This is a genomic window from Enterobacter sp. C6 (assembly GCF_008122455.1).
In the GTDB taxonomy this organism is placed as follows: Bacteria; Pseudomonadota; Gammaproteobacteria; order Enterobacterales; family Enterobacteriaceae; genus Enterobacter; species Enterobacter pseudoroggenkampii.
The window spans coordinates 1-16941 of record NZ_QPFW01000213.1 but is presented as its reverse complement, the minus strand read 5'-3'; the positions used below and the strand labels follow the sequence as shown (position 1 = coordinate 16941).

The window sequence follows — 16941 nt, the reverse complement described above, 5'->3', positions numbered from 1 at the left end:
TTAATCCTCCCCCAGGTTATAAAAAATTGGGTTGTTTTTTTCGCGCGTAATTAAGTTAAGCCAAATTTCATTGCCCGCTTCGTTAATTTCTTCGGTTTTCTCGGCCAATATTTGACTTAGTTTCTGGGCATCTATTTCACCCTCGGCCTGCAGGTCATTCAGCAGGTGGACAAAGGCTTCAATTTTTATGGCGCGAAATAAGCGGTCTTTTATATGGCGATCGTGCTCTTCCAGCAACATATTTCGGGATTTGCCAGTTCGGGAAACACCAATTAATATATCGGGCTCGAAATCAGAGAGCTTTCTTTTCCCCTGAGTGAAACTGGCCTCTTTTTCTGCTTCCGTCGGTTGCTGTTCCACAGGCGTGATGTGGTACTTAGCCGGGACGAGATAGTCGGGCAGCATTTTCAATTTCCTTTAATTTCAACAGGGTGGGGTTGGTAAAGGCGTGAGATTCGTTGACAATATCATGAGGCAAATTTAAAATCAAAAAAAATGGAGCCTACCCATGAACAGCATCTTTTTTACGGTCATCACATTACTATTACTGACCGCTGGTGTTCTTTTATTGATGCAGGAGTTCAATAAAACGAAAGTGTCGAAAGACACCAGTGAACCCCCGCAACCTGAACTGATGACAAAAGAGGAAGGTGAAGACCATTTCTCTGTATTGATGAACTCCGTTACGCCGGTCTGGTACTGGCGGGTGAACCACGAATATATCGACTTTTTACACGCGACAATTAAGCGCATGAAAATGTCGGAAATTAATGATACGCCCGGACTGTTTGAGGCGCAGCGTCGCTGTAGCGACCTGAATTCAGCCGTGTATAAATATTATGACAATATCAAAAAACGCTGCCTTAACGGCGAGAAGGTCTCTTATTCCGATCTGGACGTATTAAATTTGCGGCAGTGTTTTCGCGAGTTCAGTCTGGAAGCCTATCCTGAGCTGGTGGCGCTTGTCTGGCCGGAGTACGCCCGTCCCGAGGTTAACCCGGACAACGTCTGAGTGGCGTACTGTTGAGTTATTGCAAACAGTCAGCGCCGTTGAGATATACTGGGCGCTGGTTTCTTTTGCAAACAGGACTTTATGGAACGCTTTTTTGAAAATGCCATGTACGCCTCTCGCTGGATACTGGCCCCCGTCTATTTTGGCCTTTCGCTGGCGCTTGTCGCGCTGACGATTAAGTTCTTTCAGGAAATCCTGCATGTTCTGCCGAACATTTTTTCCATTGCCGAAGCGGATTTGATTCTGGTTCTGCTGTCGCTGGTGGATATGACCCTGGTGGGCGGGCTGCTGGTGATGGTGATGTTCTCCGGCTACGAGAATTTTGTCTCCCAGCTTGATATCGACGAGCGTAAAGAGAAGCTCAGCTGGCTGGGCAAAATGGATGCGTCGTCGCTGAAGAATAAAGTGGCCGCGTCGATTGTGGCGATCTCCTCTATTCACCTGCTACGCGTGTTTATGGACGCGAAGAACGTGCCGGATAATAAACTGATGTGGTACGTCATTATCCACCTGACGTTTGTGCTCTCTGCGTTTGTGATGGGGTATCTGGATAAGATCAGTAAGAAGTAAAGTACACTTTACCCCTCACCCCAACCCTCTCCCCAAAGGGGAGAGGGGACTGCTCGGTGCGGCCTTTCTCCCTCTCCCCTTTGGGGAGAGGGCGGGGTGAGGGGCAAGGGCATCAGACCGCACTATTTATCCGACGACGCTTGCCACAGATTCAACTCCCCATCCGCAACATGCTGGTCAATCCGCTTGAGTTCGTCCTCCGTAAAGCGCAGGTTTTCCAGCGCCTGAACATTCTCTTCCAGCTGTTCCGGGCGGCTTGCGCCAATCAGCACGGACGTCACGCGCGCATCTTTCAGCAGCCAGCTTAGCGCCATCTGCGCCATGGTCTGACCGCGCGCCTGCGCCATTTCACTCAGTAAACGCAGGCTGTTCAGGTTGGCTTCGGTCAGCATTTTTTCGTTCAGACCGCGGACTTTCTTGCCTTCACGCTGCATGCGTGAATCTTCAGGAATACCGTTCAGGTATTTTCCGGTCAGCAAACCCTGCGCCAGCGGGGTAAAGGCAATACACCCCGTCCCGTTTGCTTCCAGCGCATCCAGCAAACCGGTCTTATCGACCCAGCGGTTGAGCAGGTTATAGGACGGCTGGTGGATCAGCAGAGGGATCTTCCACTCGCGCAGCAGCTCGGCCATTTTTTGTGTGCGCCCGGTTGAGTAGGAGGAAATGCCCACATACAGCGCTTTCCCACTCTGCACAGCGTGGGCCAGCGCGGCGGCCGTCTCTTCCATCGGCGTGTTTTCATCCACGCGGTGGGAATAGAAAATATCCACATACTCGACGCCCAGGCGCTTCAGGCTCTGATCGAGGCTGGCGAGCAGATATTTGCGGGAACCGCCCGAGCCGTACGGCCCTGGCCACATGTCGTAACCCGCCTTGGTGGAGATAATCAGCTCGTCGCGGTACGCGGCGAAGTCCTCCCGCAGCAGGCGGCCGAAATTCTCTTCCGCGCTACCCGCCGGAGGTCCGTAGTTATTGGCGAGATCGAAATGGGTGATGCCGAGGTCGAAGGCTTTGCGCAGCAGCGCGCGCTGGGCATCAAGAGGCTGGACGTGGCCGAAGCTGTGCCACAGTCCCAGCGACAGCGCAGGAAGGCGCAGACCGCTCTTTCCACAGTAGCGGTACTGCATATGTTCATAGCGGGTAGCGTCAGGGTACCAGGACATGATGTCTCCTTTTCTTATCGATAATTTTTTGAAACGTCGTTTTCATTCTGAACTTATCACATCACTAAGCGCGAAGATAATGGTTAACGGCGGCTGTGCGACCAGTGAAGCCACGCTAATTAAAAATGATCACAAAACGTTATAATTTCCCTCGTTCCTGCCGATAACGAGAGTAGTACTCGCCTCTGGGCGAACTCACCCTCACGGCAAGGAAGACTTATGAATATGCTCCGTAATTTCACGATCCGCTTCGTCATGCTGGCGATTCTCGGGATCTTTTGTTTAATGTGGGCGGGTGTGGGGCTGTACAGCACCTGGTCCCTGTCTCGCGTGACTGATGGCAATGAAGTCGATCGCCAGCTGGTTAAACAGATGACGGTACTCAGCCAGGGTAACGATCAGTATTTCCGCTTTGTGACCCGTCTGAGCCGCGCAATGGAAGTTAAAGCCGCAGGCGGCACGCCGGATTTGGCCTCTGCCCAGCAGGCGCTGGATAACATGGGCAAGAAGCTGGCCGAGATGAAAGCCATTTCTCCAGGACCAATGGATGAGCAGATCTCTTCACGGGTGCTCGGCACCTGGCAGGCGCTGCTTGAACAGGGCGTGACGCCGCAAATGCAGCAGGCGAAGCTGGGCGCGCTGGACGGCTATCGTCAGCAGGCCAACAACGTCACCCCACCGCTGAGCCGCGCGTTCGGTGCGGCGGCTGAAGAGTTCAACAATGCTGCCGCGAAGTCGCTCGACAGCACCCGCGTGGTGGTGGATAGCCTGACCAGCATGACCCGCACGGTGATTATCGTCGCCACGATTCTCGGCCTGCTGATCCTGCTCTTTACCGACCGCTACCTGGTGGCGATGCTGGTCAAACCGCTGGATCGCATTCGCCAGCAGTTCCGCCAGATTGCCCAGGGCGATCTCAGCCAGCCCATTGAGCCGTTCGGCCGCAACTGCGTGGGCCAGCTGGTGCCGCTGCTGAGCGCCATGCAGGACAGCCTGCGTGAAGCGGTCAGCACGATCCGCTCCGGCAGTGAGAATATCTGGCGCGGCGCAACGGAGATCTCCAGCGGTAACAACGATCTCTCGTCCCGTACCGAAGAGCAGGCGGCCGCGCTGGAAGAGACGGCAGCCAGCATGGAACAGCTGACCGCCACGGTGAAGCTGAACGCGGAAAGCGCGCGTCAGGCAAGCCAGCTGGCCGATGTGGCCTCTACCACCGCCAGCCGCGGCGGCTCGCTGGTGGAAGAGGTGGTGACCACCATGAGCGGGATTTCGGAAAGCTCGAAGAAAATTGCCGAAATCACCAACGTGATCAACAGCATTGCCTTCCAGACCAATATTCTGGCACTCAATGCGGCGGTTGAAGCGGCGCGCGCGGGTGAACAGGGCCGTGGTTTCGCGGTGGTGGCAGGCGAAGTCCGTAACCTGGCAAGCCGCAGCGCCAACGCGGCCAAAGAGATTGAGGGGCTGATTACCGACTCCGTGTCCCGCGTAGAGCAGGGGGCGAAGCTGGTGGGCGACACCGGCACCACCATGGATGCGATTTTGCGTGACGTGACGGAAGTGACGACCATCATGAAGCAAATTGCCTCTGCCTCTGAGGAGCAAAGCAAGGGCATTTCGCAGGTCGGGGTTGCCATTACTCAGATGGACGGCGTTACCCAGCAAAACGCCTCGCTGGTGGAGGAGGTCTCCGCGGCGGCGGCGGCGCTGGAGCGCCAGACCGAAGATCTTCAGCGCTCGGTGCAGAAGTTCCGCCTGACGGCATAACGCAGCGTTGCAAGGCCGTCTTGTGCGGCCTTGCATTATTAACGTATTCCCCTCCAGCTCGCGCTGAAACTGCTATTCTTTTGCTAACCCCCCTGACGTTCTGAGCTCTCTTCTATGAGGTATTGCTATGAACAGATCGTTATCTGTCATCCCTGTTCTCTCTTTCATTTTTCTGATGCTGTTTTCGGTTTTTGCCAGTGCGACCCAGCAGGCGCAGGAACGGCGCGTGGCGCGTGATGTCAGGCAGGAAACCCGCGATACGTCACGGCAGGTGAAGCAGACCTGCGTGGCAAACAATAACCAGAGTAATCACGACTGCCGCCAGGACAAGCGCCAGATGAAACAGTCCGGACGGCAAAAAGCGCGGGATATTAAGTATTAACATAACAGGTGAGGCGGCATGCAAGCGTATTTCTTGCCGCCTTTTTAAAAAACGTAAGTCAATATTTTTTAAATATTAAAGTATTTGCTTGTAACAATATATTTGGCATTTTCTGCACATTCCAGAACATGAAAATTAATATTGTCTTAAGATTTAGTCGACATAATGAATTATCTTCTTGATACCGGAAATAATTCAATTTATGAAAAACCGTATTATTTTATTTGCTGCCCTGGCAGGTTTTGCCGTGTTCAATACAGCTATGGCCCAGAGCGTCACGGTCGATGTCCCTGCCGGGTATAAGGTCGTGATTGTTCCGCAGTCAGCCACGGTTCCTGAGGCGGTAAGCGTTGCGCCTGCACCTGCACAAACAACGTATGCCGCCCCTGCACCGGTCTATCATCCGCGTGCACGCCATGTGGCGAGCGTGGCGGAAGGGATGGTGATTGAGCATCAGTATGACGATCACCATTGATGTATTCCGGGTGACATTTCTGACCATAAGTTGAGGGCAAATAGACGTGATTGGGTGCAGTGAGTTATTACTGAACAGTCATGAGGCCGGGCACGCGCTGCGACACCCGGCGAAATCTATTAGTGCGTCGCTTCACCAATCAGCGCGCCCGTTCCCGCGCCAACGGCTGCACCTTTCAGCACGCTCTTGCCGGTAACCGCTGCGGCACCTGCGCCCACGGCAGCACCTACCGCACCACCTTTACGCGCGGCTTTACCTTTGTCGCCGTTTTTGAACATGGCACCGGTGCCTGCGCCAACAACGGCACCGCCAACGGTCGATTTCAGATCTTTACCCGTGGCCGCACCAATGGCAGCACCTGCTACCGCGCCAGCGGCGGTTTTGTCGATGGCCATTCCCGAGGTGGAAAAAATGAGGGCGCTGATAACCAGCGTTGTTTTAATAAGTTTCATAACAGATCCTTTGTGACTGCTGTCGGTTGATACGTTGCTTCTCACTCTGAGGTGAGAAAAACGCACAGATAGTGCCAGCAATACCGGCTCAACCTTTAGGCTAATCATGCCCTGAGCAAGGATCTTTGTTGCCGGGCGGCGATCCGCCCGGCTAGTCGTCACGCCTGACGTTTGTCTTCTGTATTGGTCTCGAAGTCGCTCGCCGCGTGGCGTTCGTGGAGCTGCTCGTTCAGCTCGCCGCTGGTGCGGTTAACGATGCGTCCGCGCTTAACGGCATGGCGGTTCGCCACGTCTTTCGCCCAGCGCTGCACGTTGGTGTACTTTTCTGCATCGAGGAACTCAGCGGCGTTATACACGCTGCCCAGCGCCACGCAGCCGAACCATGGCCAGATAGCGATATCCGCGATGGTGTACTCCTCACCCGCCACGTAGCGACCCCGCGCCAGCTGTTTATCCAGCACGTCGAACAGGCGTTTGGCTTCCATGGTGAAGCGGTCAATCGCGTACTCGATTTTCACCGGAGCATAGTTGTAGAAGTGGCCAAAACCGCCGCCGAGGAACGGCGCCGCGCCCTGGAGCCAGAACAGCCAGTTCAGCGTTTCGGCGCGTCCCGCCGGATCCTTCGGCAGGAAGTGGCCGAACTTCTCCGCCAGATAGAGCAGAATATTGCCGGATTCAAATACGCGCGTTGGCGGGTTCGTGGAGTGGTCACGAAGCGCCGGTATTTTCGAGTTCGGGTTCACCTCAACGAAGCCGCTGGAGAACTGATCGCCCTCGCCGATGCGGATCAACCACGCGTCGTACTCCGCGCCCGTCACGCCCAGCGCCAGCAGCTCTTCGAGCATGATCGTCACTTTCTGGCCGTTCGGTGTTCCCAGCGAGTAGAGCTGCAGCGGGTGCGAACCGACAGGAAGATCTTTCTCATGGGTCGCGCCGGAAATGGGGCGGTTGATGTTGGCGAACGCGCCGCCGTTGTTCTTTTTCCATTCCCACACTTTTGGTGGCTGATACGTGTTGTCTGACATGTTGGCCTGCCTTTTGAGTGATGTGTTGAGGCAGTGTAGCAGGAGATTTGTGAAGCGTTTAACGAACTGAGCGTAATCGATCTGCCGCTATTCCTTCCGGCGCTTATATATATCAAATCCGGCATAAGCTTCATCGAAAATCGCATTTTCATAATTAATGCGTAAACGGATAAAGCTGCATATGATGCTACAACATAAATAAAAGATGCAGTAATAAACACTTTATAAGGCAAGGAGTTAGTGAGATGCGCAAGCTTCTGTTATCGGCAGTGGTGGTTTCGCTCGCGTTAGGCCTGGCGGGCTGTGATGATGCGAAAAATAAAGAGACCAATACGCCCTCAGCGGCAAAAAGCGACGCGCCAAAAGAGGGCGGTTCGCTGATTATCGGGATTACCTCCGGCGATCCGTTAGCCGTGAATCCGCTCTATGCCAGTGACCGTACGACGTTAACGATCATGCAGGCGCTGTATGCCCCGCTCTATAGCTTCAACAACGGTAAGATCGAGTGGGGCCTGGCGGAAAGCCTGACGCCCTCCGCCGACAACCTGAGCTACACCCTGACGTTAAAACCCAATCTGAAATGGCAGGACGGACAGCCGCTGACGGCGGACGACGTGGTCTTTACATTCAATAAGCTGCTGGATGCCAAACAGCACAGCTTCTTCCGCAGCATGTTCACCTACGGCGATAAGCCGGTACAGGTAAGCAAGGTTGACGAGCGCACCGTTAAGTTCACCTTACCGCAGGTCAGCGCGGCCTTTACCGGCACTCTGGTTCAGATCTACCCGATCCCGCAGCACGTGTTCGCCGGTGAAGGCGACCTGGAAAAGAGCAGCAAAAACGATGCGCCGGTAGGATCCGGGCCGTTCAAATTCAAAGAGTACCGCGCCGGACAATACTACGCCCTGACCCGTTTTGACGATTACTGGAACGGCAAAGCGAAGCTTGATTCGGTTACCTACCGTTTCGCCAAAGACAGCAACGCCGCCAACCTGGCGCTGCAAAACGGAGAAATCAACCTCAAGATGGTTGACCCGCAGGATGTAAACCGCCTGAAAAATACCGGTAAGTTCGACTTCGTGGTCTATCCGGAAGGCCGTCTGGCCTATATGACGTTCAACCAGAACGTGCCGGTGATGAAGAGCAAAGCGCTGCGTCAGGCCATCGCGTATGCCATCAACAAAGACGAGCTAACCCAGACGGCGTTTACCTCGCTGGACTACGCTCAACCGGCGACCTCGTTCCTGACGCCCGATACGCTTTACAAGACGGATGATGTCGAGCAGTACAAGTTTGACCTGCAAAAAGCCAAAGACCTGCTCAAGAGCTCCGGCGCGCCGGACAACCTCAAGCTGCGCCTGGCGTATGTGAACACCAACAAAACCCAGGAGAGCATGGCGCTCTATATTCAGCAGGCGCTGAAGGGCATTGGGGTGAACGTGGAGCTGATGCCGCTGGACTCCAACGCCATGTCTCAGCGCAGCCTTGATATGAACAACACCGCGTGGGAGCTGAACCTGGGCGGCTACATCATGGGCTCCGAGCCGGACGGTTACAAATCGCTGTTCATGAGCAACGAAGCCTATAACTACGCGCACTACAAAAATCCGCAGTTTGATGCCCTGTGGGATAAAGGCGCCGTGGAAACCGACGCCGCGAAACGTGCCGATATCTACAAGCACATTCAGCAGACCGTGGCGAACGACATGACCTACTACCCGATTGCCTATACCAATGCGACCGTCGCGGTGGACAAGCGCTTCGGCGGCACCCAGGAGGCAGAGCCGAAACCGGTCTATCTGTTCCAGGATCTGTCAAAAATCTATCAGAAATAAGTGATTGCCCCGGCCGTCAGGTCGGGGATTTTGTAAGGGCATGTCGTGAACACACTCCTCACCCGTCGGCTGCTGCAGCTGCTGCCGATGCTGTTCTTTATTTCACTGGTGGCGTTTTTGCTGGTCAAACTTGCGCCCGGCGATCCGGTGGCGGCGTACATTACGCCGCGCATGGCCCCGGAAGATATTGAACGTATTCGCCAGAGCCTGGGGCTGGATAAGCCCCTGGTCACGCAGTACGTCCTGTGGCTGAAAAACGTCCTGCAGGGCGATCTCGGCTATTCGCTTATCTACCACCGCCCGGTGCTGGAGATGATCGGCGAACGCATTCCGGCCACGCTGGGGCTGATGGGCGCGTCGCTGCTGCTGGCGATCGTGCTGGCGATCCCGCTGGGCCTGCTGGCGGGGGCATTTAAGCACCGCTGGCTGGATCACCTCCTGAACCTGTTCGCCTATATCGGCATCTCGGTGCCGATTTTTTGGTTCGGCATCTTGCTCATTACGGTCTTTGCCGTGCAGCTTAACTGGTTCCCCAGCATGGGTATGCGCACCATCGGCATGGAAGATAACGCGCTGGACGTGCTGCGTCACGGCGTGCTGCCGTGTATTGCCCTCACGTTCTACAACCTCTCCAGCTACGTGCGCTACATCCGCTCCAACACCATCTCGCAGCTCTCGGCTGACTACGTGCAGACCCAGCTGGCCTACGGCGCCACGCGTTCCAGCATTCTGTTCCGCCACGTGCTGAAAAACGTGCTGCTGCCGGTGATTACCCTGTTCGGCCTGTCGTTCGGTGAGCTGATTGTGGGGGCCTATGTGACGGAAAGCGTCTTCTCGTGGCCGGGGATGGGGCTGCTCGGGATCCAGTCGATCGCCTCGCTGGACTACCCGCTGATCATGGCGATCATCATGCTCTCGTCGATGATGCTGATCGTCGGTAACCTGATCGCCGATCTGCTTTATCGCTTCGCCGATCCCCGCATTCGTACGCTGAGGTAACCCGGATGAGCAGACGCTGGCAGCAGGTTCGTCACCAGCTGCGCCGCAACCGTCCGGCGCAGTTCTCCCTGTTTGTGCTTTTTATTTTCGTTGTCGCCGCGCTCTGTGCGGGCCTAAGTCCGTACGATCCGGATCGGATGGCGCTCGGCGCACGCACGCTACCGCCGGATGCCGCACACTGGTTCGGTACCGACGAGTATGGCCGCGACTACTTCACCCGCGCGCTGTATGGCGGCCAGATCTCCCTGATGGTCGGTTTTCTGGCGATGCTCTTTTCCACGCTTATCGGCACGGTGGTAGGAACGGTGAGCGGCTATTTTGGCGGCTGGCTGGATAACCTGATGATGCGCGCCGTGGATATCCTGATGGCCATTCCGGCCTTCTTCCTGCTGCTGGTGGTGAATGCTTACCTCAAGCCGGGCGTGGATAACATCATTCTGATCATCAGCCTGCTGACGTGGATGAACATGTCGCGGCTGGTGCGCGCAGAAACCTTATCGGTGAAAGAGCGCGAGTATGTGCTTTATGCCCGCGCGTCGGGGGAAAACCCGCTGCGCATTATCGTGCGCCACATTATTCCCGGCGTGCTGCCGACCATTATCGTGGCCGCCACGCTCAATATCGCCTCGGCCATTCTGATGGAGTCGACGCTCAGCTTCTTAGGGCTGGGCGTGCAGGCACCGGCGGCATCGTGGGGAAGCATGCTCAACAACGCCCAGTCGTATATTGGCGAAGCGTCGTGGCTGGCGATGTTCCCCGGCATTTTGATCCTGCTGACGGTGTTAAGCTTTAACGTGCTGGGCGATGTCTTCCGTACCGCCTTTGAGCCAGGAGCGAATCGCGATGAGTAACCTGTTAGCGCTTGAGAACCTGCAAACCACCTTCCGCACCCGCGAGGGCGAGGTTCACGCGGTGCGCGGCGTGAGCTTTCAGGTGCAGCCGGGCGAACTCGTCGGTATCGTCGGCGAGTCGGGCTGCGGGAAAAGCGTCACCTGTAAGTCGATCATTCAGCTTCTGGGTAACAACGGACGGATAACCGGCGGCAGCATCCGCTTCCAGAATGACGATCTGGCGCAGAAAACCCCTGAGCAGATGCGCGCCATTCGCGGCAACGAGATCGCGATGATTTTCCAGGATCCAATGACCGCCCTGAACCCGGTGCTGACCATCGGCAAACAGATGGCGGAGATCCTGATGCGCAATAAAGGACTGACCAAAAAAGCGGCCAAAGCGGCGGCCATCGCCATGCTGGAACAGGTGGGCATTGCCGAGGCTGAACGCCGATACGACCAGTATCCCCACGAGTTTAGCGGCGGGATGCGCCAGCGGGTGATGATCGCGATTGCGCTCTCCTGCAACCCGAAGCTTCTTATTGCCGATGAGCCAACCACCGCGCTGGACGTGACCATTCAGGCGCAGATCCTGCGCCTGCTGAAAAGCCTACAACAGCAGACCCAAACCGCGATTCTGCTGATCACCCACGATCTCGGCGTGGTGGCGCAGGTCTGCAGCCGCGTGGTGGTGATGTACGGCGGGCTGGTGATGGAGGAGGGTAGCGTGGAGGACATTTTTTATCGCCCTGCGCATCCTTACACCCAGGGTCTGCTGGCCTCGCTGCCGCGCCCGGATGAGGTTAATCAGCGCTTATCGCCCATCGAAGGCGCGCCGCCCGGCCTGCTTAACCCGCCGCCGGGCTGTCCGTTCGCGGAACGCTGCCCGAAACGCATGCCCCAGTGTGAACGGCAGCCCGCATTTTACACCACCGGAGAGGGTCATCGCGCCGCCTGCTGGCTATGGGCCGATAAGGAGATTCAGGCATGAGTGAACAACAGGCGCCATTAGTGAGCGTTCGCGATCTGCGCAAACATTATCCGCTAAACGGCGGTCTGCTGCGTAAAGGCGTGGCCGTGAAGGCGGTTGATGGCGTGAGCTTTGATATTCAGCCCGGCGAGACGTTTGGCCTGGTGGGAGAGTCTGGCTGTGGGAAATCCACCCTCGGGCGCGCCATCCTGCGCCTTTTCGATATTACCTCCGGCGAGATCCACTTTGCCGGGCAGGCGATCGCTCACGCCCGCGAAAGAGAGCTCAAGCCGCTGCGTAAGCGGATGCAGGCGATTTTTCAGGATCCTTACTCCTCGCTCAACCCCGGTATGACGGTGCGACAGCTGGTAGCCGAACCGATGCAGATCCACGGCTACAGTAGTGAAGAACAGCGCGAACGGACGGAAACGCTGCTCTACAAAGTGGGGCTTAAGCAGGAGCACCTTGAGCGGTTCCCGCATGAGTTCAGCGGCGGGCAGCGCCAGCGCATCAGTATTGCCCGCGCGTTGTCCGTTCATCCTGAATTTGTGCTGTGCGATGAACCGCTTTCGGCGCTGGACGTCTCGGTGCAGGCGCAGGTGGTGAATATTTTGCAGGATCTGCAGCAGGAGCTGGGGCTGACCTATCTGTTCATCGCCCACGATCTCTCCATGGTGCGCCATATCTCCAGCCGCATTGGGGTGATGTATCTCGGTAAACTGGTGGAGGTGGCCCCGGCGAATGAACTGTATCAGCGTCCCGCGCACCCTTACACCCGCGCGCTGCTGGCAGCGGTTCCCCGGCCCGATCCGCGCATCCGCAATCTCGAAGACGCCACCCTGCGCGGCGACATTCCAGGCCCCACGTCCGCGCTGCCGGGCTGTAAGTTCTGCAGCCGCTGCCCGCACGCCATGCCGGTTTGCCAGACGCAGGAGCCCGCCATGCGGGAGATTGCGCCAGGGCATTTCGCGGCGTGCTGGTTGTTTAACGTGTAATTAATGCCCCACGCAGGTGTATGATAAATGCCCCTCTGTCAGGTTAATTACAACGTGCAGACGACGACAACCCTTAAAAAAATTGCCGCCTGCCTGTTTTAGGTTGGATACATGCGTAAAGGAAAGTTAAGCAGTGATGCGCCATTCGGGACATTGTTAGGCTATGCGCCCGGTGGCGTGGCGATTTACTCTTCAAATTACGGCAGTCTGGACCCGCGCAACTACCCGCAAGACGCGGATTTTCGCAGCTACATTGGCAACGAATACATGGGCCACAAGTGGCAGTGCGTTGAGTTTGCCCGCCGTTTCCTGTTTCTCAACTATGGCTTCGTGTTTACCGACGTCGGCATGGCGTGGGAAATCTTCTCTCTGCGCTTTTTGCGTCAGGTGGTGAACGATAACATCCTGCCCCTTCAGGCTTTTGCCAATGGCTCAAAACGCGCGCCGCGGGCCGGGGCGCTGCTGATCTGGCAGAAGGGTGGCGAGTTCCATGAGACCGGCCACGTGGCGGTGATCACCCAGCTTCTGGACGATAAGGTGCGTATCGCCGAGCAGAACGTGATTCACTCTCCGCTGCCGCTCGGGCAGCAATGGACGCGCGAGCTGCGTCTGAGCGTGGAGAACGGGTGTTATACGATCCATGACACTTTCAACGACACGGAGATCCTCGGCTGGATGATCCAGACCGACGACACGGAACACAGCATTCCCCAGCCGGAAATCGACGGCGAACTGCTGAAAATCAGCGGCGCGCGGCTGAAAAACAGGCGTCAGTTCGACGGGAAATGGCTCAACGAAAATGACGCATTGCAGCAGGCGTATATCCGCGCCAACGGCCATGTGATCAACAAAGATCCCTGCCAGTACTTCACCATTACCGAAAGCGCCGAGCAGGAGCTGATCAAGGCCACCAACGAACTGCATCTGATGTACCTGCACGCGACGGACAAGGTGCTGAAAGACGACAGCCTGCTGGCGCTTTTCGACATCCCGAAAATCCTCTGGCCGCGCCTGCGCCTCTCCTGGCAGTGGCGTCGTCACCATATGATCACCGGTCGTATGGATTTCTGCATGGATGAGCGCGGCATCAAGGTCTACGAGTACAACGCGGATTCCGCCTCCTGCCATACCGAGGGCGGGCTGATTCTCGAAGAGTGGGTGAAAAACGGCTATCGCGGCAACGGGCATAACCCGGCGGAAGGGCTGCTGGAAGAGCTGACCGGCGCCTGGAAGCACAGCCACGCGCGGCCGTTTGTCCACATCATGCAGGACAACGATGTCGAAGAGGACTATCACGCGCTCTTTATCCAGCGTTCGCTGATGCAGGCCGGGTTTGAAACCAAAATCCTGCACGGGCTGGGGGCGCTGAGCTGGGATGCCGCCGGACAGCTGATTGACGACGAAGGTCGCCACGTCAACTGCGTGTGGAAAACCTGGGCGTGGGAGACGGCGATAGAGCAGATCCGCGAGGTCAGCGAAACCGAATACGCCGCCGTGCCGATCCGGACCGGACATCCTGAAGGCGAGGTGCGCCTGATTGACGTCCTGCTGCGCCCGGAGGTGCTGGTCTTTGAACCGCTGTGGACCGTCATTCCCGGCAACAAGGCGATTCTCCCGGTACTGTGGCAGCTGTTCCCGAACCACCGTTACCTGCTCGACACCGATTTTGAGGTTAACGATCTGCTGAAGCAGACCGGCTATGCCGTCAAGCCGATTGCCGGACGCTGCGGCAGCAATATCGACCTGATTAGCGCCCAGGACGAACTGCTGGATAAATCCAGCGGCAAGTTTGTCGACCGTAAAAACATCTACCAGCAGCTGTGGTGCCTGCCGAAGGTCGACGGCAAGTACATTCAGGTCTGCACCTTCACCGTGGGCGGGAACTACGGGGGTACCTGCCTGCGCGGCGATGACTCGCTGGTGGTGAAGAAAGAGAGCGATATCGAGCCGCTGATTGTGGTGAAAGATAAGTAGTTGACTCCCGCGAGAAAAAAGCCCCCGCTGGGTATCCTGCGGGGGCTTTTCGTTACTGTTCTTCCTCTTCCTGTCCGTTGATCTTCAGATCGATGATGCGGCCAATCTGGTCATGATAGACCGTCAGCAGGTTGTACTGGCTCATCTCGGAGATGATCTGCGGTGAGACATTAAAGCTGCGGGCCAGCTCCTCCTGGTGAAAATAGCCCGGCTGACGCCGCCTCACGTGGGCGCGGCGGCGGTTGTACTGATACCACAAAATCAGCAGCCAGCCGTTGAGCGCGGCGAACAGTAAATAGATCAACACCGTATTAAAGGACGCAATAATGACGCCCCAGCGGTGGTCGCTCTCATCGGTGAGCTGCATCCAGAGCCGGGCATACAGGAAAAACAGAAAGCCTCCCCACGCCACCAGCGTTAACGCGGCATCGAAAACACGTGGCAATAGCCGATGTTCGGTCAAAATTAAGGTATTTTCGTTCATTGAATGCTTCCTTTTCCCCGGTCCGGACTGATCCAGCGCGCGCGGGCACGCTGGCGTTTAAGCATGACTTTTGGAAATGCGACGAGGGTGGTGAACAGGCCAATCATCCAGTACACCATCGGGAACCAGATCACCCAGAAAAGCGAGCTGGCTACCTTCCGTTCATAGCGCCTCTCGATGTACAAACTGACCAGGAACTGCAGGAGGCACATCACGCCCAGCAGCAGCCCGGTAAACTCCGGTGGAAAGAGGCTCTCCACGGTCAGCCTGGCAGGAACAGGGGCGATATGGCTGAGGATAAATAACAGCACCGTCATCGCGTACGCGAAGGCCCACAGCGTTGACAGGGCATACTCAAGAAACAGGGGCCACATGCGGTGATGCTCCCAGCGCACAATCCTGCGCAGGTTGACCAGAAACACCTCCGCGCCGCCCTGGGCCCAGCGCAGGCGCTGTTTCCACAGACCCTTGAGCGTCTCCGGCATCAGGATCCAGCACAGCGCCCGCGGCTCGAAAAAGATATCCCAGTGGCGCAGCTGGAGCTTCCAGCTGATGTCGATGTCTTCGGTGATCATGTCCGGGCTCCAGTACCCCACGTCCGCCAGCGCCTGTCGGCGAAAGGCGGCGATAACGCCCGAGACGGTAAAGACCCGGCCATAGATCCGCTGCGTCCGCTTGATGAGCCCAATAATCGATGAGAACTCGCCCACCTGGATGCGACCAATCAGCGTGGAGCGCGTGCGAATACGCGGATTCCCGGTGACTGCCCCAACGTGGGGATACTGAATCAGCGGTGCCACCAGATACGCTGCCGTATCGCGATCGAGCAGGGCGTCACCGTCAATGCAGACCAGCAGATCGCCCCGGGCCGCCGCTGCCCCGGCTTTGAGCGCCAGCGCCTTCCCCTGGTTCTCCGCGAGGTTAATCACCCGCAGGCGCGGATGTTCCTGCGCCAGAGCCTGCAATACCTCCGCGGTGTTGTCAGACGAACCGTCGTTGATGGCGATAACTTCTATATTTTCATACCGCTGATCCAGCGCGGCGCTGATGGTCTCCCGGGCATTTCGTCCCTCGTTAAAGCAGGGGATCAGAATGGAGATGAGCGGCTCACCGGCGAGCGTCGGCGCGGGCGTCTCTTTCTCCCACGACCAGTGGCGTTCAAGCTGAAACCAGAAATAGAGCCCACCGGTTATCCAGAGCACGGACATGAACAGCGGCCAGAAGAACACAAAATCCAGAATCAGCTCGCCGGTAAAGAGGGCGGCCACGCCTAACGGCAACCCGAATACCAGACATAAAATAGAAAAGGCGATAATGCGATCAGTCATTGTCAGGATACCAGTACGAAGAAAATACAGGCCTGATACGTGAGATATCAGGTTGGTTGTTGATGAAATCATCGGGGTAGTAGCCGTAGTTTTTGACGCCGTTCAGCTGGAGCACGCGCATCCACTGTGCCAGCTGGCTGTCGGAAACGGCGCGCGGCGGTTGCTTATCCCAGTCTCTGGCCTGCAGCTCGAAAATGGTTTTATCGAGCGCGCCGGGACGCGTGGCGACCGCTTTAACCAGACGCGTCAGCCAGGCATCGCTTTCGTCTACCGGGACGGACTCCATCAACGGCATGGCCATCGGCACCGTCCAGTCATACTCCGCCAGAAAATCGTCAAGATTCTGCGCGAACCACGCCTCGCTTTCGGGCTGCAGAATGGGTAAGGCGAACATATTGCGCGCGGTTTTTATCTGCGGGCCACGGATATGCTTCACCGCCAGGCTCAGGGCGTGGGTAAACCCGATAAGCAGTTGGCTCTTCTGGCGAGTCGTGTCCTGCCCGGCATCGTCCACGTCCGTCAGCACCGCATCGTCATGAAACAAAATCCCATTGAAGCTGGCATAGCGGGACAGATCTTCATAGATGTCCGTCACCTGCTGGCGCACCTGCGGGTCCCACGGGGAGAGCCGGATATAGGGCTCGGTGGCCTCGCTCAGTTGGCCTGTCTGGCGATCCCGG

18 protein-coding genes are annotated in these 16941 nt (G+C 56.9%); 11 read left to right on the top strand and 7 right to left on the bottom strand.

What is annotated here, in order from left to right; all coding sequences use genetic code 11:
• Positions 1-405, bottom strand: coding sequence for a hypothetical protein (locus DOU50_RS10820; protein WP_148769368.1), 405 nt, complete (start codon positions 403-405; stop codon positions 1-3).
• A 103-nt stretch (positions 406-508) separates the two neighbouring features.
• On the opposite strand from DOU50_RS10820, the gene DOU50_RS10815 reads away from it, so the two are divergent.
• Positions 509-1012 carry an ESA_00282 family adhesion-associated protein gene (locus tag DOU50_RS10815; RefSeq protein WP_023309170.1) on the top strand — a complete coding sequence of 168 codons (504 nt, stop codon included), beginning with the start codon at positions 509-511 and terminating at the stop codon, positions 1010-1012.
• Between the two features lie 81 nt (positions 1013-1093).
• The gene (locus DOU50_RS10810) at positions 1094-1582 is read left to right on the top strand and encodes a TIGR00645 family protein (protein ID WP_023333400.1); all 489 of its coding nucleotides are present in this window, start codon (positions 1094-1096) and stop codon (positions 1580-1582) included.
• 122 nt (positions 1583-1704) lie between these two features.
• Here the strand turns inward: DOU50_RS10810 and DOU50_RS10805 are convergent, their stop codons facing one another.
• Positions 1705-2745, bottom strand: coding sequence for an aldo/keto reductase (locus tag DOU50_RS10805; protein ID WP_032650239.1), 1041 nt, complete (start codon positions 2743-2745; stop codon positions 1705-1707).
• Positions 2746-2964: 219 nt separating this feature from the next.
• Between DOU50_RS10805 and DOU50_RS10800 the strand changes: the two genes are divergently transcribed.
• From DOU50_RS10800 to DOU50_RS10790, 3 genes are all read left to right on the top strand, one after another.
• Positions 2965-4512, top strand: coding sequence for a methyl-accepting chemotaxis protein (locus DOU50_RS10800; protein WP_148769367.1), 1548 nt, complete (start codon positions 2965-2967; stop codon positions 4510-4512).
• A gap of 127 nt (positions 4513-4639) precedes the next feature.
• The gene (locus tag DOU50_RS10795; protein ID WP_090418665.1) at positions 4640-4894 is read left to right on the top strand and encodes a hypothetical protein; all 255 of its coding nucleotides are present in this window, start codon (positions 4640-4642) and stop codon (positions 4892-4894) included.
• A gap of 202 nt (positions 4895-5096) precedes the next feature.
• A complete protein-coding gene (locus DOU50_RS10790) occupies positions 5097-5369 on the top strand; it encodes a hypothetical protein (RefSeq protein WP_024906522.1) in 273 nt (90 codons plus the stop codon).
• A 119-nt stretch (positions 5370-5488) separates the two neighbouring features.
• On the opposite strand, the gene DOU50_RS10785 is transcribed toward DOU50_RS10790, so the two are convergent.
• Together DOU50_RS10785 and yghU are read right to left on the bottom strand one after the other, a co-directional pair.
• Positions 5489-5821 (bottom strand): glycine zipper domain-containing protein, encoded by a 333-nt coding sequence (locus DOU50_RS10785; protein ID WP_008499797.1) that lies wholly within the window; start codon positions 5819-5821, stop codon positions 5489-5491.
• Positions 5822-5979: 158 nt separating this feature from the next.
• On the bottom strand, positions 5980-6846 hold the full coding sequence (gene yghU, locus DOU50_RS10780) for a glutathione-dependent disulfide-bond oxidoreductase (RefSeq protein ID WP_148769366.1): 867 nt from the start codon (positions 6844-6846) through the stop codon (positions 5980-5982).
• 245 nt (positions 6847-7091) lie between these two features.
• Between yghU and DOU50_RS10775 the strand changes: the two genes are divergently transcribed.
• From DOU50_RS10775 to gss, 6 genes are all read left to right on the top strand, one after another.
• Positions 7092-8681 carry an ABC transporter substrate-binding protein gene (locus DOU50_RS10775; protein WP_148769365.1) on the top strand — a complete coding sequence of 530 codons (1590 nt, stop codon included), beginning with the start codon at positions 7092-7094 and terminating at the stop codon, positions 8679-8681.
• A gap of 45 nt (positions 8682-8726) precedes the next feature.
• The gene (locus DOU50_RS10770) at positions 8727-9680 is read left to right on the top strand and encodes an ABC transporter permease (protein WP_008499794.1); all 954 of its coding nucleotides are present in this window, start codon (positions 8727-8729) and stop codon (positions 9678-9680) included.
• 5 nt (positions 9681-9685) lie between these two features.
• On the top strand, positions 9686-10531 hold the full coding sequence (locus DOU50_RS10765) for an ABC transporter permease (RefSeq protein WP_048990464.1): 846 nt from the start codon (positions 9686-9688) through the stop codon (positions 10529-10531).
• A complete protein-coding gene (locus DOU50_RS10760; protein WP_048990462.1) occupies positions 10524-11501 on the top strand; it encodes an ABC transporter ATP-binding protein in 978 nt (325 codons plus the stop codon). The genes DOU50_RS10765 and DOU50_RS10760 overlap by 8 nt, the downstream gene beginning before the upstream one ends.
• Positions 11498-12475: an ABC transporter ATP-binding protein gene (locus tag DOU50_RS10755; protein ID WP_148769364.1), complete on the top strand. Its 978-nt coding sequence runs from the start codon at positions 11498-11500 to the stop codon at positions 12473-12475. The genes DOU50_RS10760 and DOU50_RS10755 overlap by 4 nt, the downstream gene beginning before the upstream one ends.
• 111 nt (positions 12476-12586) lie before the next feature.
• Positions 12587-14449: a bifunctional glutathionylspermidine amidase/synthase gene (gene gss, locus DOU50_RS10750; RefSeq protein ID WP_061714481.1), complete on the top strand. Its 1863-nt coding sequence runs from the start codon at positions 12587-12589 to the stop codon at positions 14447-14449.
• Positions 14450-14501: 52 nt separating this feature from the next.
• On the opposite strand, the gene pgaD is transcribed toward gss, so the two are convergent.
• The 3 genes from pgaD to DOU50_RS10735 all read right to left on the bottom strand — a co-directional run.
• The gene (pgaD, locus tag DOU50_RS10745) at positions 14502-14933 is read right to left on the bottom strand and encodes a poly-beta-1,6-N-acetyl-D-glucosamine biosynthesis protein PgaD (protein ID WP_090418649.1); all 432 of its coding nucleotides are present in this window, start codon (positions 14931-14933) and stop codon (positions 14502-14504) included.
• The gene (gene pgaC, locus DOU50_RS10740; RefSeq protein ID WP_148769363.1) at positions 14930-16261 is read right to left on the bottom strand and encodes a poly-beta-1,6-N-acetyl-D-glucosamine synthase; all 1332 of its coding nucleotides are present in this window, start codon (positions 16259-16261) and stop codon (positions 14930-14932) included. The genes pgaD and pgaC overlap by 4 nt, the downstream gene beginning before the upstream one ends.
• On the bottom strand, positions 16254-16941 hold a 688-nt coding region (locus DOU50_RS10735), incomplete at its 5' end, for a poly-beta-1,6-N-acetyl-D-glucosamine N-deacetylase PgaB (protein ID WP_322742060.1). The genes pgaC and DOU50_RS10735, both read right to left, overlap by 8 nt.